Annotated in this window: 21 protein-coding genes; 6 read left to right on the top strand and 15 right to left on the bottom strand. The window is 56.4% G+C overall.

Annotation, left to right across the window (positions count from 1 at the left end):
• Positions 1–10 precede the first annotated feature (10 nt).
• The 9 genes from ACL2XN_RS18225 to ACL2XN_RS18185 all read right to left on the bottom strand — a co-directional run bounded on the left by ACL2XN_RS18225 (position 11) and on the right by ACL2XN_RS18185 (position 9,943).
• Positions 11–1,600, bottom strand: a complete 1,590-nt coding sequence (locus ACL2XN_RS18225) for an FGGY-family carbohydrate kinase (protein WP_413729206.1) — start codon at positions 1,598–1,600, stop codon at positions 11–13.
• Positions 1,601–2,123: 523 nt separating this feature from the next.
• Positions 2,124–3,062: a 2-hydroxyacid dehydrogenase gene (locus ACL2XN_RS18220; RefSeq protein ID WP_413721709.1), complete on the bottom strand. Its 939-nt coding sequence runs from the start codon at positions 3,060–3,062 to the stop codon at positions 2,124–2,126.
• A gap of 15 nt (positions 3,063–3,077) precedes the next feature.
• The gene (locus ACL2XN_RS18215) at positions 3,078–4,391 is read right to left on the bottom strand and encodes an MFS transporter (protein WP_410012948.1); all 1,314 of its coding nucleotides are present in this window, start codon (positions 4,389–4,391) and stop codon (positions 3,078–3,080) included.
• 127 nt (positions 4,392–4,518) lie between these two features.
• The gene (gene dgoD / locus ACL2XN_RS18210; protein ID WP_410012947.1) at positions 4,519–5,667 is read right to left on the bottom strand and encodes a galactonate dehydratase; all 1,149 of its coding nucleotides are present in this window, start codon (positions 5,665–5,667) and stop codon (positions 4,519–4,521) included.
• 268 nt (positions 5,668–5,935) lie between these two features.
• The gene (locus tag ACL2XN_RS18205; protein WP_413729205.1) at positions 5,936–6,703 is read right to left on the bottom strand and encodes an SDR family oxidoreductase; all 768 of its coding nucleotides are present in this window, start codon (positions 6,701–6,703) and stop codon (positions 5,936–5,938) included.
• Between the two features lie 99 nt (positions 6,704–6,802).
• Positions 6,803–7,426: a 2-dehydro-3-deoxy-6-phosphogalactonate aldolase gene (locus ACL2XN_RS18200; RefSeq protein WP_410012945.1), complete on the bottom strand. Its 624-nt coding sequence runs from the start codon at positions 7,424–7,426 to the stop codon at positions 6,803–6,805.
• Positions 7,410–8,306, bottom strand: coding sequence for a 2-dehydro-3-deoxygalactonokinase (locus tag ACL2XN_RS18195; protein WP_410012944.1), 897 nt, complete (start codon positions 8,304–8,306; stop codon positions 7,410–7,412). Before ACL2XN_RS18195 ends, ACL2XN_RS18200 begins: the two co-directional genes overlap by 17 nt.
• Entirely contained in the window at positions 8,303–9,001 is a 699-nt protein-coding gene (locus ACL2XN_RS18190; protein WP_410012943.1) for a FadR/GntR family transcriptional regulator, read from the bottom strand. The genes ACL2XN_RS18195 and ACL2XN_RS18190 overlap by 4 nt, the downstream gene beginning before the upstream one ends.
• Before the next feature lie 249 nt (positions 9,002–9,250).
• The gene (locus ACL2XN_RS18185; RefSeq protein WP_410012942.1) at positions 9,251–9,943 is read right to left on the bottom strand and encodes a FadR/GntR family transcriptional regulator; all 693 of its coding nucleotides are present in this window, start codon (positions 9,941–9,943) and stop codon (positions 9,251–9,253) included.
• A gap of 284 nt (positions 9,944–10,227) precedes the next feature.
• On the opposite strand from ACL2XN_RS18185, the gene ACL2XN_RS18180 reads away from it, so the two are divergent.
• Positions 10,228–11,535 carry an MFS transporter gene (locus ACL2XN_RS18180; protein ID WP_410012941.1) on the top strand — a complete coding sequence of 436 codons (1,308 nt, stop codon included), beginning with the start codon at positions 10,228–10,230 and terminating at the stop codon, positions 11,533–11,535.
• A 58-nt stretch (positions 11,536–11,593) separates the two neighbouring features.
• Positions 11,594–12,778 carry a mannonate dehydratase gene (gene uxuA / locus ACL2XN_RS18175; RefSeq protein ID WP_410012940.1) on the top strand — a complete coding sequence of 395 codons (1,185 nt, stop codon included), beginning with the start codon at positions 11,594–11,596 and terminating at the stop codon, positions 12,776–12,778.
• Positions 12,779–12,842: 64 nt separating this feature from the next.
• Here the strand turns inward: uxuA and yidA are convergent, their stop codons facing one another.
• From yidA to dnaA, 6 genes are all read right to left on the bottom strand, one after another.
• A complete protein-coding gene (gene yidA / locus ACL2XN_RS18170; protein ID WP_413730992.1) occupies positions 12,843–13,658 on the bottom strand; it encodes a sugar-phosphatase in 816 nt (271 codons plus the stop codon).
• A 163-nt stretch (positions 13,659–13,821) separates the two neighbouring features.
• Positions 13,822–15,510, bottom strand: a complete 1,689-nt coding sequence (locus tag ACL2XN_RS18165) for an ankyrin repeat domain-containing protein (protein ID WP_413729204.1) — start codon at positions 15,508–15,510, stop codon at positions 13,822–13,824.
• 297 nt (positions 15,511–15,807) lie between these two features.
• Entirely contained in the window at positions 15,808–18,222 is a 2,415-nt protein-coding gene (gene gyrB, locus ACL2XN_RS18160; RefSeq protein WP_410012937.1) for a DNA topoisomerase (ATP-hydrolyzing) subunit B, read from the bottom strand.
• 18 nt (positions 18,223–18,240) lie between these two features.
• Positions 18,241–19,335 (bottom strand): DNA replication/repair protein RecF, encoded by a 1,095-nt coding sequence (gene recF / locus ACL2XN_RS18155; protein ID WP_410012936.1) that lies wholly within the window; start codon positions 19,333–19,335, stop codon positions 18,241–18,243.
• Positions 19,336–19,359: 24 nt separating this feature from the next.
• A complete protein-coding gene (dnaN, locus tag ACL2XN_RS18150; RefSeq protein ID WP_410012935.1) occupies positions 19,360–20,460 on the bottom strand; it encodes a DNA polymerase III subunit beta in 1,101 nt (366 codons plus the stop codon).
• 3 nt (positions 20,461–20,463) lie between these two features.
• Positions 20,464–21,858, bottom strand: coding sequence for a chromosomal replication initiator protein DnaA (gene dnaA, locus ACL2XN_RS18145; protein WP_410012934.1), 1,395 nt, complete (start codon positions 21,856–21,858; stop codon positions 20,464–20,466).
• A 644-nt stretch (positions 21,859–22,502) separates the two neighbouring features.
• On the opposite strand from dnaA, the gene rpmH reads away from it, so the two are divergent.
• From rpmH to yidC, 4 genes are read left to right on the top strand one after another with little or no spacing between them, the layout of a single operon-like run.
• Positions 22,503–22,646 (top strand): 50S ribosomal protein L34, encoded by a 144-nt coding sequence (rpmH, locus tag ACL2XN_RS18140; protein ID WP_162368595.1) that lies wholly within the window; start codon positions 22,503–22,505, stop codon positions 22,644–22,646.
• Between the two features lie 17 nt (positions 22,647–22,663).
• Positions 22,664–23,023, top strand: a complete 360-nt coding sequence (gene rnpA / locus ACL2XN_RS18135) for a ribonuclease P protein component (RefSeq protein WP_162368594.1) — start codon at positions 22,664–22,666, stop codon at positions 23,021–23,023.
• Entirely contained in the window at positions 22,987–23,244 is a 258-nt protein-coding gene (yidD, locus tag ACL2XN_RS18130; RefSeq protein ID WP_410012933.1) for a membrane protein insertion efficiency factor YidD, read from the top strand. Before rnpA ends, yidD begins: the two co-directional genes overlap by 37 nt.
• A gap of 2 nt (positions 23,245–23,246) precedes the next feature.
• Entirely contained in the window at positions 23,247–24,893 is a 1,647-nt protein-coding gene (gene yidC / locus ACL2XN_RS18125) for a membrane protein insertase YidC (RefSeq protein WP_410012932.1), read from the top strand.
• The last annotated feature ends 93 nt before the right edge of the window (positions 24,894–24,986 follow it).

The raw sequence follows: 24,986 nt of genomic DNA, 5'->3' as shown, positions 1-24,986 counted from the left end.
AATAATAAGGTCAGCGCCAAACGCGCATGTCGTTTTCGGCCCGCTGCGCATCGTCATAAAGCCGCAGGTAAACCTGGTATTTCGCCTGATGGAATGCCGCGCTGCCCGCATCGGCGCGGATAACCTCGCCGGGACGCACCAACGCGCGCGCCGCGTCGGTCAGGGTGGGAAAGGCACCGGCCGCCACCGCGCCCAACAAGGCCGCGCCGAGAGTGACGGCGTCATCCTCGGCCGACAGCTCGATATCGCAGCCGGTGACGTTGGCGTATTCGCGCAGCCAGAGGGGATTTTTGGTGGCGCCGCCGCAGATCAGCAGCCGGGTAATATGATGACCGGCCTGGTTCATGGCGTCGATAATATGGCGGGTGCCGTAGGCAATGGCCTGCAGGGTAGCCAGGTAGAGCCGGGCCAGCGCATCCGGTCCCTGCTCCAGCGTCAGGCCTATCACCGCGCCGCGGGCGAGCGGATTGGCGCGGGGCGAACGGTTGCCATGATGATCCGCCAGCACATGCAGATGGCGGGTGGGGAACGGATCGCGCCGTTCAAGGTCGTCCACCCAGGCATTAAGCAGCTCATAGTCGCTGCACTGCCGCTCACGGGCCTGCTGTTGCAGCAACGGCCAGGCGGCATGCCCCCGCAGCGTCCATTCCACCAGCGCGCCGGCGGCGCTCTGGCCGCCCTCGCTCAGCCACCAGTCCGGCAGCATCGCGCCCCAATAGGGTCCCCATACGCCCGGGACATGAATCTCACGCCGGTTAACCAGCATATGGCAATTCGACGTACCGCTGATAATGGCCAGGGCGCCCTCGGGTTGGGTTGCCACCAGCGCCAGTCCGCCCGCATGGGCGTCGATAATGCCGCCTGCCACGGTCACCGCGGTGGTCAGGCCGCACTCCCGCGCCGCCCGGTCGCTGAGTCGCCCTGCGGGCCGGCCCAGTTCCAGGATCGCCGGCGGCACCTTCTCCAGCAGGTCTTCCAGGTCAATCGCCCGCAGCAGCGGGGCGCTGAACTGGTTTTCATGGGCCAGGTAATTCCACTTACAGGTCAGCGTGCAGGTGCTGGCGGCATCCACGCCCGTGGCGCGCCAGACCAGGAAATCCGCCAGATCAAACAGTCGCCAGGTCCGTTGGTAACGCTCGGGAAAATGACGCTTCAGCCACAGGACTTTCGGCAATTCCATTTCCACGCTCACCTCGCCGCCGACATAGTCCAGCGCCCGATCGCCTGTGGCGTTGATATCCTGGGCTTCCCGCACCGCCCGATGATCCATCCACATAATAATATCGTGCCCGGCGGCGTTATCTTCGGCCAGCGAAACCCCCTCGCCGGCGCTATCCACCGCCACCAGCGAACAGGTCGCGTCAAAGGCCAGGGAAACCACCGATTCAGGCGCCACGCCTGCGGTGGCCACCGCCTCTTGAATCGCCGCGCAGGCCTGCGACCAGATTTCCTGTGATGATTGTTCGACCACATCCGGCCGGGGATGGAACTGACTGATAGGGCGCACGGCAAAGCCCAGCCGGGCGCCTTGCTTATCAAACACGCCGGCCCGGACGCTGGCCGACCCCACGTCCACACCGATAAAGCACTGGTTTTTCATGCTTGCCCCCTTTGCTAAGTCGAGTTAGCAATTTAAGCAAAGGTATTGGCGGTGACAAATGAATTTTATGGGATTTGTGAGCTGGATCGGGAAGCGAGACGTAAGGCGATGATAATCAAAAAATTATAACGGCCAGATCTTTCTTTACCGCCGGGCGCGGTAGGCTCTTTGCGCACCGGACCCGCCGGACAGGCCAAGCAGCACGCCATAACATTGATAGCCGGACCTTTCTCCCGCATTTAAATGCGGAGCAGCCAGCCTTGGCAGGGGTTTCTCTTGAGCTTGCGGGGGCTTATGTTGCCGCGGTGTGGGCTTCGCTTGCCGTGCGTTAAGGTGTTTTATGAGCGGCCAGGGGGACCCTGCATACGGCTCCCCTGGTCGCTTGCCCGCGCCGGGCAGTTCATCTCTCCGCCCGGCATATGGCAAGCGAAACCCGCGCCGAAGCGACATAAACGTGGCGGCATTCATCTTCGCGGGCACCCCATATTGCCAGGCCACATCAGCCCATAGCGCGCCAAGCGGATTAGTACGGCGCCACCGGCGTCAACAGCGGCTTGCCCGCCAAAAACGCCGCGATATTATCAAACACCAGATCCGACATCGCGCGCCGCGTATCATGGGTTGCGCTGGCCATATGCGGCGTAATCACCACATTCGGCCGGTTAAACAACGCCGCGGGCACCTCCGGCTCGTGGCTGAACACATCCAGCCCCGCGCCGCCGATAATCCCCCGCTCAACCGCCTCGATCAAATCACCCTCATCCACTACCGTACCCCGGGCGATATTAATCAAGATCCCCTGGGCACCGAGGGCGGCCAATACCGGCGCGTTCACCAGCGAACGGGTTTTCTCCCCACCGTTAACGCACACCACCAGGAAATCGCTGGCGGCCGCCAGTTCCACTACCGAGGTATAAAACGGCCAGGGACTGTCAGGCAACTGACGATAATCATGATATGAAATCGCCATATCAAAGGCCGCGGCCCGCCTGGCAATCGCCTGGCCGATACGCCCCATGCCGATAATCCCCAGCCGCCCGCCGGATACTTTTTTGGTCCAGGGATACCCCCCGTCCCGCCAGCCGCCCTGCTCGATAAACCGCTGCGCGCCCACGATCTGCCGTGAGGTCGCCAACAACAGCCCCATCGCCATATCCGCCACGTCCTCGGTCAGCACGTCAGGCGTATTGCATACCGCAATGCCCCGACGCGTGGCCGCGGCCACGTCAATACCGTCATAACCCACGCCGAAATCGGCAATCAGCTCAAGCTGCGGGAATTGCGCGATAAACGCCTCGGTGACGGTGGATTCGCCGTTCACCACCAGCACCCTGGCCTGCCGCGCGGCCGGCGGCCGTTCCGGCTCCGGCAGCGAGGAATAATCCACCATATGGAATTGCTCTTCCAGGCGGCGCGTCAGCGCGTCGGGTAACATGGCGGCCTTGATAACGGAATAAGTCATAAATAATCCCTGCGATTAATGTGATAACGGTGATACGGCGCCTGGCTTTACCGCAGGCGTCCGGGTCCGGCCGACAAAGATGCCCACCACGCCGCCAATCACCAGCGCGACGGCGATAATCATCAGCCCGTAATGATAACTATTGGTCAGATCCTTGATTTTCCCCAGCAGCGGCGGCAGGCCCAGGCCGGCGAAATTGGCGATGGCATTGATAAAGGCAATGGAGGCCGCCGCCGCCACCCCGGTCAGTTTCTCGGTGGTCACCGCCCAGAATATCGGCGTCAGGGCAAAGTTAAAGCCCACCGTCAATACCAGCAGAATATAGGCCAGCCACAGGTTGGCGGTAAAAATGGAGATGCCCAGCAGCAGCCCGGAGATGATCAGCGGTACGCCCAAATGCAGCGCGCGCTCTTTGGTTTTGTCCGAATGACGGCCGTTGAGATACATAAACAGGCAGGCGAAGACAAAGGGCACCGCCGCCAGCACGCTGATAACAAAATTGCTCTTGTCCGCCACCATGCTTTTTAATATCAAGGGCAGGAATAAGGTAATGCCGATGGAGCAAAACGCTTGCAGGAACCACACCAGGCTCAACAGCCACACCACTTTATTTTTCAGCGCGCTGCCCCAGGAATGGTCCTGGCCCACGACCGCGTCGGCGTTATCCGCCGCCAGGGTCGCCTTCAGCCAGCTTTTTTGCTCCGCACTCAGCCAGTGGGCTTTATCCGGGCTGTCGGAAAGGTAAAACAACACCATCACGCCCATCACAACCGCGGGGATGCCTTCAATAAAGAACAGCCAGCGCCATCCCTCGATACCGCCCAGGCCATGCAGACCCAGGAGACTGCCGGAAACCGGCAGGCCGATAATCGACGCCAGCACCGAACCCATATAAAAAAACGACATGGCCCTGGCCCGGTTGCTTTTCGGGAACCAGCAGGAAATATAATAAATAATACCGGGAGCAAAACCGGCCTCCGCCATCCCCAACAAGAAACGCATGACATACAGCTGGGTCGGGGTATGGATAAAGCCCATGCCGGTGCTGACCAGCCCCCAGGTTATCATGATGCGCGCAATCCATAATTTGGCGCCGACCTTCGTCATTAAAATATTGCTGGGCACTTCGAAGAGAATGTAGGAAATATAAAACATGCCCACGCCCAGCCCATACATGCTGGTGGTCAATCCCAGGTCGGCGTTCATTTGCAACGCCGCCACGGAAATATTGGTTTTATCCAGGTTGGAAATAAAATAGCACAAGATAATAAACGGGATTATTTTTAAATTCAGCTTGGCCAGGGTAGAGGTACTTAAATCGATATTCATATCATCACCTTTAGGCCACGCCCGGCCTGGGAGCACAGGACTCCTGACTGGGCGTGGTGAAGCAACGCGGGATGGTACTGCTTAATATTATGGCATTACTATAATGGCACTCATCTATAGCGGGTAATTACCACTCCGCCACCGCACCGTCAGGATAACGCCATACCGGATTACGCCATTCACCGGCGTTTTTACTACGCTCAATCACCAGTTCCTCATTAATTTCCACGCCCAGACCCGGTTTATTTAATGGATAAAAATAACCGTCAGTCATTTTAAAGTCATCTTTATTAATCACATAATCCAGCAGTTCCGCACCCTGGTTATAATGAATACCCATGCTTTGTTCCTGCAAAACCGCGTTATAGGAAACAAAGTCCACCGCCAGACAGGACGCCAGGGCAATAGGGCCTAACGGGCAATGCGGCGCCAGCGTGACATCGTAAGCCTCCGCCATTGACGCGATTTTCAGGCATTCGGTAATGCCGCCCGCATGGGACAGGTCGGGCTGGGCAATCGCCAGGCCGCCGGCCGCCAGCACGCGTTTAAATTCAAAGCGCGAGAACATACGTTCGCCGGCGGCGATGGGGATCGAGGTTTGCGCCGCCAGGCGCGGATAGTACTCCGCCTGTTCCGCCAGCACTGGTTCTTCGATAAACAGCGGCCGGTAGGGCTCCAGCTCCTTGATCAGCAGCTTCGCCATCGGGGCGTTAACCCGCCCATGGAAGTCGAGGCCGAACTCGATATCATTACCCATGGCTTCACGCACCTGGGCCGCCACCGCCACCGCCGCATCCACCTTGCGTGAATTGTCGAGCAGGCCCATCTCTTCGCAGCCGTTCAGCTTAAAGGTATCAAAGCCAATCGCGGTGAGTTTTTTCATGCCCGCAATCACATCGGCCGGGCGATCGCCGCCGACCCAGCTATAGGCCTTGATGCGATCGCGCACCAGGCCGCCCAGCAGTTGATATACCGGTACGCCCAGCGCCTTGCCCTTGATATCCCACAACGCCTGATCGATGCCGGCGATGGCGCTCATCAAAATCGGCCCGCCGCGGTAAAAACCGGCGCGGTACATCGTCTGCCAAATATCGTTGATGCGCGCCGGATCCTGGCCGATGACATAATCCGCCAGTTCATGCACCGCGGCCTCGACGCTCTTGGCGCGGCCTTCAATTACCGGCTCGCCCCAGCCAACGATGCCCTCGTCTGTTTCGATTTTCAGGAACATCCAGCGCGGCGGCAGCCGGTAGGTGGTGAGTTTGGTGACTTTCATACTCTGTTTTCCTCTCAAGCCTGACTTTAATGACTCCAGCCTGCGGTGTGAAGCAGCGCTATCATGCCCATGATTGTAGCACCATCATTTTATATTGTACTACAATCTGGATCACACTTTAGGCAATCCAACGGCGGGAAAACGCCGGCGCCCGGGACTGACAACGGCGTATTCTGGACGCCAGGCATAAAAAAGCCGGTCATATTCTGACCGGCGGGACGAAAAAGGTTTGCGGGCCGGGTGAAACCCTGCCCGGCGCCCAGGCGCGTTACAACACTGAAAGCCATCCGCCGTCGACATAGATGATCTGCCCGCTGACATAGTCGGACGCCGAAGAGGCCAGGTATATGGCGGTGCCGATCAGCTCTTCCGGTTTACCCCAGCGTTTGGACGGATTGCTGCTTTTAACCCAGGCGTCAAATTCCGCGTTGTTCACCAGATCGGTATTCATTTCGGTAATAAAATAGCCCGGGCCAATGCCGTTGGCCTGGATATTATACCCGGCCCACTCCGCCGCCATGGCGCGGGTCAGCATCTTGATGCCGCCTTTCGCCGCCGTATAGGGCGCAACGGTTGCGCGCGCGGCCTCGCTGGTCAATGAACAGATATTGATAATTTTACCGCCGTCGCCTTTGGCGATCATCCTGGATGCCGCCTCGCGGGATACGATAAACGCGCTGGTCAGGTTGGTGTCGATCACCCGCCGCCAGTCGGCAAGCTTCAGGTCGACCAGCGGCTGGCGATGCTGGATACCGGCATTGTTTATCAGGATATCCACGTGCGCGCCCTCGTCATCCAGCCGGGCGAATACCGCCGCCACCTGCTGCTCATCGGTGACGTCAAACGCCATACCGCGCACGGCCAGCCCTTGCCCGCGGAGCTCGGCCACCGCCGCCGCCAGGGTATCCTCATGCAGACCGTTAAGGATCACGGCGGCCCCGGCCCCCGCCAGGCCCTTGGCATAGGCAAAACCCAGGCCGCGCGCCGATCCGGTGACCAGCGCTGTGCGGCCGGACAAATCAAATAAACCCGTCATGGTATTCCCCCTTTCCGTTAAGCGTAACACAGCCTTGGTCGCCTCGCCGGGCGCACGGAAGGGCATCACGCGGCTTGCCGCGCGCGCCGGCCGGCGGGACTAGCGTGCCTGCGCCGCGGCCCGGTAAGCGGCGACAAAAGCCGCGGCCTGCTCCCGCGTGCGGCCGACCGGCTGGCCGGCGCGGTAAAGATCGCTACCCAGGCCCGCGCCGATACATCCGGCCTTCAGGTAGAGATGCAGATTTTCCGGCGTAATGCCGCCGACGGCGAATACCGGTATTTCCGGCGGCAGTACCGCTTTCAGCGCTTTAATATAATCCGGACCGAACGACACCGACGGGAAAATTTTCAGCGCCTGCGCGCCGGCGTCCAGAGCGGTAAAAGCCTCGGTGGCGGTGGCGCACCCGGGACATACCGCCATGCCATGGCTTACGCCGCGGCGGATCACGTCAGGCTGGATATTGGGCGTGACCAGCAGCTTGCCGCCCAGCCATGCCAGCTCGTCCACCTGCGCGGGCTTCAGCACCGTGCCGCCGCCGATCAGCGCGCGGTCGCCAAACGCCTGCACCGTTTTGCCGATACTTTCCTGCCAGTTCGGCGAGTTCAAAGGGATTTCCACCGCGTCAAATCCCGCCGCCAGCAGCGCCTCGACATGCTCCAGCACTTCGCCGGGCGTAATACCGCGCAGGATGGCGATTAGGGGAAGTTTATCGTTCCAGTTCATTGACTATGCTCCTTATGCCGGCCTGGAATGACGCATCGCCATCCAGTAACCGGTCGTTAAGACCCGCATATTGCAGCGCCTGACGATAGCGGGCCGCAAGCGACGGATTGCCGATAATGGTAATGGTTTCACCGCCGCCGATGGCCCAGCCGCGCTGCATCTGCGCCACTTCATTGCCAATCAACAGGCCGGAGAGCCATTCGCTCACCGCGCTGGTATCCAGCTGGCCCAGCACGTGGGCGGCGCGGGTTTCGAACAGGCACCGCAGAATATGGCTTTCACGGAAGCCCTGCTCCATTCCCTGGCGGAAAATATCCGGGTTCGGCCGCTGTTCGCCGACGCCGACGCCCACCAGCGACTGCTTCATCAATAAATGGTGCAGTTCTCCGGTCATCACCGTGCGGAAATCATCGATCACGCCGTCATTGACGCGCACCCATTTACTGTGGGTGCCGGGCATCAGGTACAGGGCGCCGGGCTGGGAACAGTAGGCCCCGAGAAGCTGGGTCTCCTCGCCGCGCATCACGTTGCAGTTGCCGTCGCCGATAATGCTGATGCCGGGAATAATCCAGGCCTTCCGCGGCGCGGCCTGCGCCACCAGGGTCAGCCGTCCGGCCAGGTCGCCCAGCCGCGTGGGGCACGGCAGGTAGGGCACCGGCACCCAGCCGGCATTGCTGCCCACCATGCCGGCCATCACCACCGGCACATCGTGCTGCCGCCAGGGCGCCAGCACCTCATGGAATACCTGCTCCGCCGTGCGCGAGCCCAAACGGGTGACCCCGGCCTCGGACTGCTGGCTGCCGGCCAGTTCGCCGTCCAGGTACAGCCAGGCGCGTAAGTTTGTCGATCCCCAATCTATGGCGATATAACTGTTGCTCATGTTATGTCCTTCAGCCTTTTGGTCGAGCTGGCAATCATGGTGACCGCCGCCTGCTCCGCCGCCTCGCAATCCTGATGCCTGATGGCGTCGTATAAGTTTTTATGCTCTTGCAGCGTGCGCGGCATATTGCCTTCGTCCGCCATATAGGTGCGCTCGAACACCGCGCGTTGCAACGAGCTGATGGCCACGCCCAGCTGTTGCAACACCGGATTATGCACCGCGCTCAGCACCGCCTGGTGGTAACGGATATCCGCCTCATTAAAGGCATCACGATCGTGACTGTTGGCAATCATCTCGTTCAGCGCCGTCTCGATAACCGCCAGTTCGCCGGAGGTGGCCCGCTCGGCCGCCCACCGCGCGATGGTCGGTTCCACCAGATGGCGCACCTCGGTCAGCGAGGCGATTAACCGCGGGTCATAATCCAGCGCCAGCACCCACTGCAAGACATCGGTATCCAGGTAATTCCACTTATTGCGCGCGCAAACAAAGGCGCCGCGATAACGAATAATCTCGATTAAATTCTTGGCCATCAGGGCGCGCAGCACTTCACGTATGATATTGCGCGAGGTTTCGAACTCCTCGCACAAATCCGCTTCCGACGGCAGTCCCGTTCCGGGGATATACTTACCGCTGACGATCTGCTGACCCATTTCATGGATGATGCGATCGGTTTTGCTGAGAGCCTGACGGTCCATAACATTTCCCACAAAGTGATAAAAATAAGGCCACTTTATCATTTAATGGTTTTATGTCGCGGCACTGCTGCACAATTTTGCTTTAAGCGCTAAGAACCTGTGAACTATTGTAGCACCATATTTTTATATTGTACTACAATCTGGATCACGTTTTAGACATGCCATGGGCGGCGAACGCCACGCGCATGGCCGGAAGATGGAAAAGCGGGGAGGATACACTGCTACGGTAAACCGCCAATGCCGCGCGGGCTACTTCCCGTCGTCGAACAGGCGATCGTAGACATGCTGCAGATGCAATTCCATGCACAGCCTGGCACGCGCGGCGTCGCGCTCGATAATCGCCTGGGCGATATCATTGTGATCGCGATTCATGGACAACGGAAAATCGTTATCGGCATAATGGCTTTCCAGCCGGACAAAACGCGAGCTTTTACGTTTGTTCCACAGATATTCCATCATATCGCGCAGCACTTCATTGCCGGTCATTTCACTGATCAGCACATGAAAACGCTTATCCTCGCGCAGGAATTTTTCATCGTTGACATGCAGCTGGGTTAAATCGTGGGTCACTTCCCGCAATTCGGCGCGTTGGTCATCGGTGCCGTTGCGCGCGGCCAGTTCCGCCATCGTTGACTCGAAGATTTGCCGCGCCTTGATCAGGGATTTCAGGCTGAACTCTTCATCGGCGTGGGGCTGGGAGAGTTTGGGCAAGGGATCGGCGACAAAAACGCCGTTGCCGGTGCGGATTTCCACCCAGCCGGTAATTTCCAGCGCAATCAGCGCCTCGCGGATGGAAGAACGGCTGACGCCGAGCTGTTTCGCCAGTTCCCGCTCGGCGGGAATCATTTCGCCTGGCTTGAACTGACCGGTATTGATACACCCGATCAGTAAATTGGAAATCTGCCGGTAAAGACGTTCAACTTTAAGCGTAGGTAATTCCATATTGCCTCCAGCGCAAAACCCGTATCGCCGGCACGTCAGCCGTTAAATTGGCGAGAGCTTAACACAGCGGCCGGGACGGCAAAAAAAATTAATCGCCGCGGATCTCAGCGCTTAAGACGATTAATGAGATCTGCATCACGGAAATCAACCAAATGTTAAGGAATAGTAGCCAGGTCCAGTGGCCTGACCACCAGACCTTCAGTCCTTTTCCCTGTAACCATCGTGAAGTGATTCTCTTACAGGGTCAATAAGACAACAAAAAAATCGCTGTTGAGGATCCTTGTATGCCCACCATTGCCCTAGATCAATTGCAGCCGCTGCAAAAAACGGCCCGGATCAAAAAGATCCAAACGGTCTCGCTGATTTTATTATTTATCGCCGGGATCATTAACTTTCTCGATCGCGGCTCGCTGTCCGTCGCCAACCAGGCGATCCGCGGCGATCTGGGATTATCCGCCACCGAATTCGGCGTCTTGCTGTCGGCCTTTTCGTTATCCTACGGCATAGCCCAATTGCCCAGCGGTATCCTGCTCGACCGCTTTGGCCCGCGCATCGTGCTCGGCGGCGGCCTGTTCTTTTGGTCGCTGATGCAGGCGCTGGCCGGTTCGGTGAATTCATTTTCCCATTTTATTATGCTGCGCATCGGCCTTGGCATCGGCGAAGCGCCGTTTATGCCCAGCGGTGTAAAGGTGATCGGCGACTGGTTCCATCCCAGGGAACGCGGCGTGCCGGTGGGCATATTCAATTCCTCCACCACCCTCGGGCAAGCTTTTGCCCCGCCGATCCTGGTTGCGCTCCTGCTGGCGTTCGGCTGGCGCACCATGTTTGTGATGATTGGCGTCGCCGGCATTGTCATCGCGTTATGCTGGTGCGTCTGGTATCGCAACCGTGAGCGCTTTCCGCTTACCGCCGAGGAGCAGCAATACCTGGATGCTTCCGCCACGCCGCGCAACGTCACCCGCCTGTCCTTCGGCGAATGGGGCGCGCTGTTTAAACGCCGCACGGTATGGGGCATGATCCTGGGTTTCAGCGGCGTGAACTATACCGGCTGGCTGTATTTGTCCTGGCTGCCGGGCTACCTGCAGGCCGAACGCGGGCTAAGCCTGGCCAATACCGGCTGGGTGGCGGCAATCCCCTTCCTGTTCGGCTCCATCGGCATGCTGGTCAACGGCGTGGTGGCCGACCGGCTGGCCAAGAAAGGCTATTCCCTGATTAAAAGCCGCAAGACGCTGATCTGCTTTGGCCTGGTGTGCTCCGCCGCCTGCACCCTGCTGGTGGTACAATCCACGTCCACCACCATGGCGGTGGCCTTTATCAGCCTGGCGCTGTTTTTTATCCATTTCGCCGGTACCTCCGCCTGGGGGCTGGTGCAGGTCATGGCGCCCTCGCGCATGGTGGCGTCGGTAAGCAGCATCCAGAACTTCGGCAGCTTTATCTGCGCCTCTTTTGCGCCAATTGTGACCGGCTGGGTGGTAGATACCACCCACTCGTTTAATCTGGCCTTGATTATTTGTTCATGCGTCACTTTCGCCGGCGCGTTATCTTATTTCTTTATCGTCAAAAATCCGATTGAAGAACAATCCGCTGCGTAGCCCTTTGCGGCTCAAAGCCCGGCTACGCACCGCTACGTTAAACAGCAAGGAGTGAATTATGGAACATACATGGCGCTGGTACGGCCCTAACGATCCGGTATCGCTGGACGACGCCCGCCAGGCGGGAGCCACCGGTATCGTTACCGCCCTGCACCATATTCCCAACGGCGAAATCTGGACCGTCGAGGAAATCAAGAAACGCCAGGCCATCCTGGCGGAAAAAGGACTGGTATGGTCGGTGGTGGAAAGCGTCCCGGTGCATGAGGATATCAAGACCCACACCGGCAATTACCGCCAGTATATCGCCAATTACCAGCAGTCCCTGCGCAACCTGGGCGCCTGCGGCATCGACACCGTTTGCTACAACTTTATGCCGATACTGGACTGGACCCGCACCGATCTGGCCTACCCGATGCCCGACGGATCCCGGGCGCTGCGCTTCGACGCTATCGCCTTCGCGGCATTTGAACTGCATATCCTCAAGCGTCCGGGCGCCAAAGAGGACTATAACGCCGATGAGCAGCGCCAGGCGGCGGAGTATTTTGCCGCCATGAGCCAGGAACAAATCGACCAGCTGACCGCCAATATCATCGCCGGCCTGCCGGGCGCCGAGGAAGGCTACACGCTGGAACAGTTCCTGGAGCAGCTGGCGCGCTACGACGGCATCGATAAAGCCAAACTGCGCGAACATATGGCCGAATTCCTCAAGGCCATCGTGCCGGCGGCGCAGGAATCCGGCATCGTGATGGCGGTACACCCGGACGATCCGCCGCGTCCGATCCTCGGCCTGCCGCGCATTGTCTCCACCATCGAGGATATGCAATGGCTGAAAGAGACCGTCGACAGCATCAATAACGGCTTTTGCATGTGCACCGGTTCCTACGGCGTGCGCGCCGATAACGATCTGGTCAAGATGGCCGAAACCTTTGCCGACCGCATCCATTTTGCCCACCTGCGCGCCACCCGCCGGGAGGAAAACCCGAAAAGCTTCCACGAGGCCGATCACCTGGACGGCGACGTGGATATGGTAGGCGTGGTTAAAGTCATCCTGGCCGAAGAGCAGCGCCGGCGCAAACAGGGCAATACCCGCGCCATTCCCATGCGCCCGGACCATGGCCACCAGATGCTGGATGATTTAAAGAAAAAAACCAATCCCGGTTATTCGGCTATCGGACGGCTGCGCGGATTGGCGGAAGTGCGTGGCGTCGAGCTGGCGCTTAAGCAGACTTTTTTTAACGACTAAGGCGTATCACCGCTGAATGCCGCCCGTTCCCGACCGGGGGCGGGCGCTCTCCGTTCCACACGCCTCACGCGTCCAGCACGAGCTGGCGAATGGCCACCGCCACGCCGTCTTCCCAATTGGTTTTAGTGACAAACTGGCTGGCCGCCTTGATCTCGTCGATGGCATTGCCCATAGCGACGCCGGTGCCGGCGTAGTTAATCATCGCCAGGTCGTTGGCCTGATCGCCAATGGTCATGACCTCGTCCGCCGTCAGGTGCAGATGCTCCGCCAGCGCTTTAACGCCCTCGCCTTTATTAGCCTGTTTATTCAGCAATTCCAGATAGTATTCGGCACTTTTCATAATGGTGTAGCGCTCATACGCCTGCGCGGGAATGTGGCTAATCGCACGGTCCAGGATGGCCGGCGGGTCAATCATCATCACCTTCGGAAAGCGCATGGTGGGGTCCATTTCATCCACGCGGCGGAATTTAAACGGCATACCGGTTAGATAGGCTTCATGAACGGTATAAGGGCTGATATCCCGATTAGCGGTATAGAGGGTATCGAAGTCCAGCGCGTGAAAATGGACGTTCAGTTGTCGCGACAGCGCCTCCAGATAGCGGTAATCGTTGATATCGAGCGTGGTCTGCGATATGCATTCACCGTTTACCGTTTTCTGCACCAGGGCGCCGTTATTGGTGATGCAGTATTGTCCTTCGCCAAGCAGATTTAACTCCAGCAGATAGCGCTGCACCCCGATAAAAGGCCGGCCGGTGGCCAGCGCCACATAAACGCCTTTCTTTCGCGCCGCGTCTATGGCCTGCCTGACCGCCGGGGTGATCTCATGCTGCGGGTTCAGCAGCGTCCCGTCCATATCAATTGCTATCAGTTTTATCGCCATCTTATCCTCGTTATATAATATCATCACGACCTGAACACCGCCGTGGCGTACCGCTTTCAGATTAGCGCGCTAACGATATAATAATAGCTCAATTTGATGTTATAAAAATAGCAATTTATCACGCCGAATGCTGCGGGTTAAAGAATTCTCCGGCGCGTGGCATCTATATTCGGGGGTTCATTGCCGTGGATTTTTGATTGCTCGCATATCCTAACGCCCATTTGCGGCTATTCATTGCGACAGAATGGCTTTTTAATATTACCTCGATATCTTTGCGTTGGTTTTTTACCGCCAACCCTAAGGCTGTAAAGCCATTTTTTTCGGCGATATGTATATCAATTTCATCACAGTCTAATAAATTCAACACCATTTTTGTTTCTCCCTTAACCACAGCCTGCATCAGGGCGGTAACGCCGAAGTTATTTTTACAATTTATAATAACATCAAGTTTATCCTTCACATAATCGTACGCATTATCGTCATTATGGCAGACGGCGGCATGAAGAAAGGTATTGCCATTTTTATCTTTATTAAGAGGATTTACCTTTCCATTAATGAAATACCATTTATACAACGCAAAAATATTTTCTTCCATAAAATCATTTAAAACACTGTAACGATCGCCGCACCAGTCTAAACAAAAATTATTGAGCAGCAATTCCGACGGTGTATTGATAATAGCAAAGCGGAGTAGATCGTCGTCTAAAACGCCTTGAACCTTTTCCGAACACAATGCCACCAAGGTTAACGGCCCTCTAAAGACACTTTCGTACTCCACCCAAAAAAAACCATTAAATGATTTTACAATAATTCTACCAAAAATAAGAACATGCTTAATATGAAATACAATCTCTTTATTATTTTCCGCCGCCAATGCTTCCGCTAAAGCGCCATAAATAGCATCGGCATCCTTAAGTAAGAAGGGCCGATTGTTATCCACATTGCGCGCCAGGACCGTGTTGAGATCGACCGGCGGGCTCGATAATTGCGCAAATTTTTCCACCGCCTGATGACCGCACTCGCTAAAATACCGCATCCCGTCGATGTCCAGGTGATGCCCCGGCTCATTAAGGATCTTCTCTATCCTATGGCGTATCATGTTGCCAATGTCTTTAATAACACTGACAATATCTACTGCCCGGTTAAGTTGTTCAAGCAAAGGCAAGAAATAAGGCTCCGTCTCGGATAGTATATACTTGCCGACAGTGTTATTTTTATATAAATATTGATATAACCAATTAGCTTTTGTCAAATGACCTTTGTACGCATTAATGTATTGCTTCCTTTTGCCATCATCAAAATATTGATGATGGCATGCGACATGTTGTGCCAGCATGGCGTTAATGATGTCGCACCTTCTGGTGTATACATGCCCGCTAACCGCTTTAAAGCCATCAATCGCCGAATCCGCAAGTAAGATGGCGGTCAAAACTTCCCCTACGTTTTTTTTCAAACTTTTGAAAATATCGCCAAACGAGTCTTTAATATGAACGTTTGCAATAGAAAAACAATTGGAATTTAACTGTCTAAAACTATGCAAACATTGGTTAAGATTGATGTACAGAAGCCTTTTTGATTCAGCACTGAAATTTTCATAATGATTTAATTTTTCGCAAAAACTGATGATATCTGTACGGAATTGATCATGGCACTCCAGAAGTTCCGCAATAGCGATTAAATCATTCTCTGTTTGCTTAATATAGTGTTTGAACGCGTCGCTCTTTTCAAAATTCTCATAACTGCCGTATTTTTCCGCCGTATAAATTATTCTTGCTGTCGGGGGCGCCGGTTCCGAGACGGAGTGATCGAAGACGGACGGGGGGTAATAAACAGACGCTGTAATAACCTGCATAATCTCTCCTGGTAAGACATTTTATATTTAACGCCAATTAAATAGATGATACATTTTTTAATTGATTTGACTCGGATCGACGGACTGGCGGTCAACGCAGACCTTACCCGGTTCATCATAATGTGTGTTGCTAATAGTAAATACAAGATGTGCACGGACCGCAGATTATCTCTTTTCAACCTGTTGTTATTTTATTTATTATTCACTGTTTTTTTGCAAAAAAACGGGCGATAACCGATGATAAAAAAAAAACCCGTGCAGCCAAAGGCGCACGGGCATTTTATCTTTAGTATAATATCAGATATCGATATTGGCCGCCTTCAGGGCATTCTCTTCAATAAAGGCGCGGCGTGGTTCCACCGCGTCGCCCATCAGCGTGGTAAACAGCAGGTCGGCGGCAATGGCGTCCTTGACCGTGACACGCAGCATACGGCGGCTTTCCGGGTCCATGGTGGTCTCCCACAATTGCTCCGGGTTCATTTCCCCCAGGCCTTTATAGCGCTGGATAGCCAGACCGCGACGGGATTCCTTCACCAGCCACTCCAGCGCCTGCTCAAAGGTGGTCACCGTCAAACGGCGTTCGCCGCGTTCCACAAAGGCGTCTTCTTCCACCAGGCCGCGCAGTTTTTCACCCAGGGTGCAGAGCTTGCGGTATTCGCCGCCATGGACAAATTCAAAATCAAGCACATAGTCGGTATCGACGCCATGGGTACGGATGCGCAGCACCGCCTCATACTGCTGACGCTCGCGGTTTTCACGAACTTCAAAACTGTAGTTGCTGCCGTGCTTTTCGTTCTGGTTCAAATCCGCCACCAGCGCGGCAATCCAGGCGGTCACGCGGTCCCGGTCGGCCAGATCCGCTTCATTGAGCGAAGGCTGGTAAATCAGGTGATTGAGCAGCGCGCGCGGGTAGCGGCGTTCCATGCGGCCAATCATTTTCTGTACCGCATAGTGTTCGGCCACCAGGCTTTCCAGCGGCGCGCCGGCCAGCGACGGAGCGTGCTCGTTGGTATGCAGGGCCGCGCCGTCCATCGCCAGGGCAATCTGGTATTGGTCCATGGCGTCATCGTCCTTGATGTACTGTTCCTGCTTGCCTTTTTTCACCTTATACAACGGCGGCTGGGCAATGAACACATGGCCGCGCTCGATGATTTCCGGCATCTGACGATAGAAGAACGTCAGCAGCAGGGTACGGATATGGGAACCGTCGACGTCGGCATCGGTCATAATGATGATATTGTGATAGCGCAGTTTATCGGGATTATATTCATCCCGGCCGATGCCGCAGCCCAGCGCGGTAATCAGCGTGGCCACCTCCTGGGAGGAGAGCATCTTGTCAAAGCGCGCTTTCTCGACGTTGAGGATCTTGCCCTTCAGCGGCAAAATCGCCTGGTTTTTACGGTTACGGCCCTGCTTGGCGGATCCGCCGGCCGAGTCCCCTTCCACCAGGTACAGTTCTGATAAGGCCGGATCGCGTTCCTGGCAATCCGCCAGCTTGCCCGGCAGGCCCGCCAGGTCCAGCGCGCCTTTGCGGCGGGTCATTTCACGCGCTTTGCGGGCTGCTTCACGGGCGCGCGCGGCGTCGATGATCTTGCCCACCACGATTTTGGCGTCGGTGGGGTTTTCCAGCAAATAGGCCACCAGACGCTCGTTCATCTGGGTTTCCACCGCGGTTTTCACTTCAGACGACACCAGTTTGTCCTTGGTCTGGGAAGAGAACTTAGGATCGGGCACTTTCACCGATACCACGGCAATCAGGCCTTCGCGGGCGTCGTCGCCGGTGGCGCTGACCTTGGCCTTTTTGCTGTAGCCTTCTTTATCCATGTACGAATTCAGGGTACGGGTCATGGCGGCGCGAAAGCCGACCAGATGGGTACCGCCGTCACGCTGCGGGATATTGTTGGTGAAGCAATAAATGTTTTCCTGGAAACCATCGTTCCACTGCAGCGCGATTTCCACGCCGATACCGTCTTTTTCCGTGGAGAAATAAAACACGGTGGGATGGATCGGGTTTTTATTCTTGCTCAGGTATTCCACAAACGCCTTGATGCCGCCCTGGTAGTGGAAGTGATCTTCTTTATCGTTACGCTTGTCCTTCAGGCGGATGGACACGCCGGAATTCAGGAAGGACAGTTCGCGCAGGCGCTTGGCCAGGATTTCATATTGAAATTCTACGTTATTGGTAAAGGTGGCGAAGCTCGGCCAGAAGCGGATGGTGGTGCCGGTCTGGTCGGTTTCACCGACCACCGCCAGCGGCGCCTGCGGAATCCCGCCCAGGTAGGTCTGCTCATGGACGCGGCCTTCGCGCCGCACTACCAGTTCCAGCTTTTCCGACAGGGCGTTGACGACGGAAATACCCACGCCGTGCAATCCACCCGACACTTTATACGAGTTATCATCGAACTTACCGCCGGCATGCAGTACGGTCATGATCACTTCTGCGGCGGAAATGCCTTCTTCTTCATGGATGCCGGTGGGGATCCCACGCCCGTCATCCTGGACCGATACGGAGTTATCTTCGTGGATTGTAACCACGATTTCTTTACAATGGCCGGCGAGGGCTTCGTCAATTGAGTTATCCACAACCTCGAATACCATATGGTGCAGACCGGTGCCGTCATCCGTATCACCGATGTACATCCCTGGGCGTTTACGCACCGCGTCCAGTCCTTTGAGTACTTTGATACTTGAGGAGTCATAAGAATTCGACATCAACGTTTCTCGCTCATTTTAAACTTCGGATTGAATACGTATTTTACCTTGTTCCACCTGGAACATCCTGCCCTTTTCATCCGTAATATCACGGATTTGTTCAGCGCTCAGCGCGCTGACAAACACCTGTGCCCGGGTGGCTTTCAGGCGCTCCGCCAGTAACCGGCGCCGGCCGGTATCCAGCTCGGAAGCGAAGTCGTCTATCAGGTAGAGACACCGCCGCCCGCTCTGGCGGGTGAGAAATTCGCCCTGCGCCAAACGCAGGGCGCACATCAATAATTTAAGCTGCCCGCGCGAGAGGATATCCTCCACCGGCACCCCGTCGGCGCGAATGCGAAAGTCCGCTTTATGCGGGCCGGATGCAGTATAGGTCAAGGCCCGATCGCGCTCAAACTGACGCTCCAGCAGCTCGCCGTAATCGCTCTCGCGATCCCATCCGCGCTGGAAGCTGAAATCCAGCTGGAACTCCGGCAAAAACTGGGCGCAGGTGGCGGTGATATCCACCGCTATCGCCGCGCTGTAGTCGGCGCGCCATTGGCTAATCCTGGCGGTCAGGGGCACCAGTTCCTGATCCCAGGCGCGCAGCTGCGCGTACCGGCTGACCTGGCGCAGCGCCGCATTCCGCTGCCGGAGCAGGCGCTTGAGGTTGCTCCAGGCATTGAAAAAATCGGGATCGTGATGAAAGCACCCCCAGTCCATAAAGGCGCGACGGTATTTCGGCCCCCCGTTAAGCAGGGTGAATCCTTCGGGAGTAATCAGCTGCATCGGCAGCAGTTGGGCCAGTTCGGCGATTTTATGGCCGTCGCTGCCGTCGATGCGCACCCGGCTATCGCCCTGGCGGCTTTTACTTAAGCCCACCGAGGATTGGCGGTCGTCCGCCGTATTGCCGTCAATGCGGCCATGGAGGGTAAATTCCGGCTGCTCATGGCGGATAACGCGCCCAATCTGCAAACTGCGGAACGCCCGGCCGTGCCCGAGGGTGTAAATGGCTTCCAGCACGCTGGTCTTCCCGCTGCCGTTGGCGCCGACCAGAAAATTAAAATCGGCCGCCAGGGCCAGATCGGCGGACTCGATATTACGAAAATCACGGATAAGCAGGCGGGACAAGGCCATTTAACACACTACCTTACCACATCTCTAGAGACGCATCGGCATAACAACATATGCTGCCGCCTGGCTGGCGCAGTCTTCGATCTGCACGCTGGACACCCCATCGGTAAGCAATAAACGGACGTTTTCGCTTTTCAGGGCGTTAAGCACATCCAGTACGTAGCTGACGTTAAAACCAATTTCCATCTCGGTTCCCTGGTAAACAACGTCCAGGATTTCCTCGGCTTCTTCCTGTTCGGGATTGTTGGCGGTAATTTTCAGCTGATCGGTGCTGAGGTACAGCCGCACGCCGCGGAATTTTTCGTTGGAGAGAATGGCGGCGCGGGCGAAGGCCTGCTTAAGCACATCGCAGCCCGCTTCCAGGGTTTTATCGGGATTTTTCGGCAATACGCGGCGATAATCCGGGAAGCGTCCGTCAACCAGCTTGGAGGTAAAGATATAATCACCGACGCTGGCGCGAATATTGTTGGTGCCTATCTGCAGTTTCAGCGGCGTTTCGCCGCCGTCCAGCATCCTGACCAGCTCCATGACCCCTTTACGCGGCACGATCACCGAATGGGTGGGCAATTGCTGGCCGACCGGCATCGAACACACCGCCAGGCGATGGCCGTCGGTGGCCACGGTACGCAACTCTTCGCCTTCGGTTTCAAACAGCATGCCGTTGAGGTAATAGCGCACATCCTGATGGGCCATGGAAAACTGGGTCGATTCAATCAGGCGCTTAAGCGTGGACTGGGGCAGGGTGAATTCGACATCGCTCTGCCAGTCGTCCAGATTGGGGAAATCGGTCGCCGGCAGGGTCGACAGCGAAAAACGGCTGCGCCCGGAGCGGATCAACATGCGATCGCTTTCCAATATCACCGTGATCTCCGCCCCATCGGGCAGGCCGCGGCAGATATCAAAAAATTTCCGTGCCGGCACGGTGGTCGCCCCCGGCTCATGGGGCTGGGACAGGGCCACTTTCGCCACCATCTCCATTTCCAGGTCGGTGCCGGTCAGCAACAGACTGTCTTCGGCGACCTGCAATAACAAATTGCCCAGGATCGGCAGGGTGGGACGGCCGCCCAGCGGGCTGCTGACCTGTTGCAGTGGTTTAAGCAGATGCTCTCGTTCAACGATAAATTTCATAGTTTAGGAAGATAATGTTCTGATTAAGTTGGAGTAATCTTCTTTGATATCGTGGCTCTCTTCACGCAGCTGCTCGATTTTCCGGCAGGCATGCAGCACCGTCGTATGATCGCGTCCGCCGAACGCGTCGCCGATTTCCGGCAGGCTATGGTTGGTCAGCTCTTTCGACAGCGCCATCGCCATCTGCCGCGGACGCGCCACGGAGCGGGATCGCCGCTTCGACAGCAGATCGGCCACCTTGATTTTATAATATTCCGCCACGGTTTTCTGGATATTATCGATGGTGACCAGTTTTTCCTGCAGCGCCAGCAGATCGCGCAACGCCTCGCGCACAAAATCGATGGTGATGGCGCGGCCGGTAAAGTTGGCGTTGGCGATTACCCGGTTCAGCGCGCCCTCCAGCTCACGCACATTGGAGCGTAGCCGTTTGGCGATAAAAAAAGCCACTTCCCCCGGCAGGCGGATATCGTTCTCGTCGGCTTTTTTCATCAGGATCGCCACGCGGGTCTCCAGCTCCGGCGGTTCGATCGCGACCGTCAGACCCCAACCGAAACGTGATTTCAGACGATCCTCCACCCCGTTGATCTCCTTGGGATAACGATCGGAGGTCAGGATGATTTGCTGATTACCTTCCAAAAGCGCATTAAAGGTATGGAAAAACTCTTCCTGCGAACGCTCTTTATTGGCGAAAAACTGGATATCATCGATCAGCAGGGCATCGACGGAGCGATAGTAGCGTTTAAATTCTTCAATGGCGTTGTTCTGCAGGGCCTTCACCATATCCTGCACAAAACGCTCGGAATGCATATACACCACCCGGGCATTGGCCTTACGCGCCATGATGCCGTTGCCCACCGCCTGCAGCAGATGGGTCTTGCCCAGGCCGGTACCGCCGTACAAAAACAGCGGGTTATACGCGCCGCCGGGATTGTCCGCCACCTGCCGCGCCGCCGCGCGCGCCAGCTGGTTGGATTTACCCTCGACGAAATTATCAAAATTATGTTTCGGATTTAAATTTGAACGGTAGGACAATTCAGGCTGCACCGGCGAGCTGTCCCAGCTTGGCCGCGCGGGCCTGGGACGGGACGCCTGCACCGGCGCCTCGCTGGCATGGCTGACCGGCTGCTGATGGGCGACCACCACCGATAACGGCGGCTTGCTGCCGACTTCAAAACGCAGCAAAGGCGCATCGGTGCCGCAAAAATCGTTTAACAACCCATTGATATTATTCAGATATTTATCGCGCACCCAATCCAGGACAAAACGATTCGGAGCATATAGCGCCAGCGTGTTGTCGTTGAGCTCCGCCTGCAAAGGGCGAATCCACATACTGAATTCTGTGGCAGGTAATTCATCCTGTAGTCGGGCAAGGCATTGCTGCCAAAGCGAAAGTGACACGGCGGACTCCAATCGAACAAGATCAACAAAAGAAAAGAAACACAACTGTATGATTCAGGATCATCTTTTTGACACCGGCTACCGCGATGGCAGCCCGCGAACCGCCTTTAACGGTTTACCGCGACGAAATCCCCGGAGGATCCCCGTCAGGGACTGCGGATCATAACGCAAAGCGCGTCCAAGATCCTCCTCTTCTACACAGTTTTGATCCTTTTTATCCACAGGCTCCCAGGGGCGCGAAAGAGTGTAACCGATTCTCCATTCGCTGGATAAAATGTAACTCTTATATCAGTGAAATTAAGCATAGTCTGATTTTCGACCACTGCCCGCCGCCGCGGGATCCTAATAATAATGCGCTTGATCCCGGCAGATCCTTGCGCTTTGCCCCGGAACCCGTATAATTCTCAGCCCTACGCGTGACACCTGGTCAGCTTGTCTGGTTAAGTTTGATTTTCAGACGGGGTTGCCGGGATGGACACGGGTATCCAGGTGGGTAAAACGTGATGAGAATTGACTCAGGACTGTACAATTATTACAATCCCCGCCTCTTTGTCCTTTGATGCGATTGAGGCGTCGGTCTTTTTCACGCCGAGTAGCCAAACGCGTTTACTGTGAAGTCACACATTTGTTAGGTATAAATCGCTATGAAACGCACTTTCCAACCGTCCGTCTTGAAACGCAACCGTACCCACGGTTTCCGTACTCGTATGGCAACGAAGAATGGTCGTCTGGTTTTGGCACGTCGTCGTGCTAAAGGCCGTACACGTCTGTCCGTATCTTCTAAGTAATAAAGCTAACCCCCCCGGTGGTTAAGCTAGCATTTCCCAGGGAGTTACGGTTGTTAACTCCCAATCATTTTACTTTCGTCTTCCAGCAGCCACAACGGGCCGGCACGCCGCAAATCACCATCCTCGGCCGCCTGAATACGCTGGGGCATCCCCGCGTCGGTCTGACGGTCGCCAAAAAACATGTCAAACGGGCCCATGAACGCAACCGGATCAAGCGGCTTACCCGCGAAAGTTTCCGGACGCACCAGCACGCCCTGCCCGCCATGGATTTTGTCGTCATCGCCAAGAAAGGGGTGCAGGATTTGGATAACCATGCCTTGACGGAAGCGTTGGAAAAATTATGGCGCCGCCATTGTCGCCAGTCTCCTGGTTGTTAATCGGGTTGATACGCGGGTATCAACTGTTTATCAGCCCGTTGCTGGGATCTCACTGCCGGTTCCAGCCCAGTTGCTCGCAGTACGGTATTGAGGCGATACGCCGGTTCGGAATGTTAAAAGGCAGTTGGTTGACATTGAAACGCGTATTAAAATGCCATCCTTTGAACCCAGGTGGCGATGACCCCGTGCCGCCGAAAACCAACGATAACAGAGAACATTAAAGATGGATTCGCAACGCAATCTTCTTGTCATCGCTCTGCTGTTCGTGTCTTTCATGATCTGGCAGACCTGGCAGACGGACCACAATCCGCAGCAGCAGGCCGTCACGACAACGCAACAGACAGCGAACACGGCAACCGGTGACGCAGCAGTAACTCAGGGACTACCCGCCAGCGGGCAGGGGCAACTGATCAACGTGAAAACCGATGTGCTTTCACTGACCATCAATACCCGCGGCGGCGATATCGAGCAGGCCCATCTGCTGACTTATCCGGATAAACTGGGTTCCGATCAGCCGTTCCACCTGCTGGAAACCTCCCCCGAGTTTGTCTACCAGGCGCAAAGCGGCCTGACCGGCAAAAACGGCCCGGACAACCCGGCCAACGGCGAGCGCCCGCTGTATAACATCAACCAGGACACCTATGTGCTGGCCGATAACCAGGGCGAGCTGCGCGTGCCGCTGACCTACACCGGCGCCGACGGCGTGGTGTACACCAAGACCTTTATCCTGAAACGGGGCGACTACGCGGTGGGCGTCGAGTACGCTGTTAAGAACACCGGCGATAAGCCGCTTGAACTGGCCCTGTTCGGCCAGCTGAAGCAATCCGTCGATTTACCCAAGCATCGCGATACCGGCAGCAGCAACTTTGCCCTGCACACCTATCGCGGCGCGGCCTACTCGTCCAGCGACACCAAATATAAGAAATACAGCTTCAGCGATATTAAAGACGGGCCGCTGAGCATCAATACCCAGGGCGGCTGGGTAGCCATGCTGCAACAATATTTCGCCACCGCCTGGATCCCGGGCACCCAGGGCACCAATACGTTTTTTACCACCCATATGGATAACGGCCAGGCCGCGGTGGGGTTTAAATCCTCGCCGGTCACCGTTGCCCCGGGCGGTGAAAGCACCCTGGACGCCACGTTATGGGTCGGCCCCGAAATCCAGGACAAGATGGCGGCCATCGCCCCGCATCTGGATTTGACCGTGGACTACGGCTGGCTGTGGTTTATCAGCCAGCCGCTGTTTAAGCTGCTGAAGTTTATCCACAGCTATGTGGGTAACTGGGGCTTCTCGATCATCGTCATCACCTTTATCGTCCGTGGCATTATGTACCCGCTGACCAAGGCGCAGTACACCTCCATGGCGAAGATGCGCATGTTGCAGCCGAAGCTGGCGGCCATGCGCGAGAAAATCGGCGACGATAAGCAGCGCATGAGCCAGGAAATGATGGCGCTGTATAAATCCGAGAAGGTCAATCCGCTGGGCGGCTGCCTGCCGCTGGTGGTGCAGATGCCGATATTCCTGGCGCTGTACTATATGCTGATGGGCTCCATCGAGCTGCGCGGCGCGCCGTTTATCCTGTGGATACAAGACCTGTCCGCCCAAGACCCGTACTATATCCTGCCGATCCTGATGGGCATCACGATGTTCTTCATTCAGAAGATGTCGCCGACCACCGTCGCCGATCCGATGCAGCAGAAAGTGATGACCTTCATGCCGGTCATCTTTACGGTGTTCTTCCTGTGGTTCCCCTCCGGCCTGGTGCTGTACTATATCGTCAGCAACATGGTGACCATTATCCAGCAGCAGCTGATTTATCGCGGCCTGGAAAAACGCGGCCTGCACAGCCGGGACAAAAAGAAATAACCCCAGTCGGTTTTCCGGACGCTAAACCCTGCCAAGGCGGTCATCTGACCGCCTTGGTTTTTTTAAGCGCGCCAGCGGCGCGAAGAGAGAACA

The organism is Sodalis sp. RH22 (genome assembly GCF_047324165.1).
Lineage (GTDB): Bacteria > Pseudomonadota > Gammaproteobacteria > Enterobacterales > Enterobacteriaceae > Acerihabitans.
The sequence above is the reverse complement of the archived record's forward strand: the minus strand, read 5'-3'. Positions and strand labels throughout refer to the sequence as shown.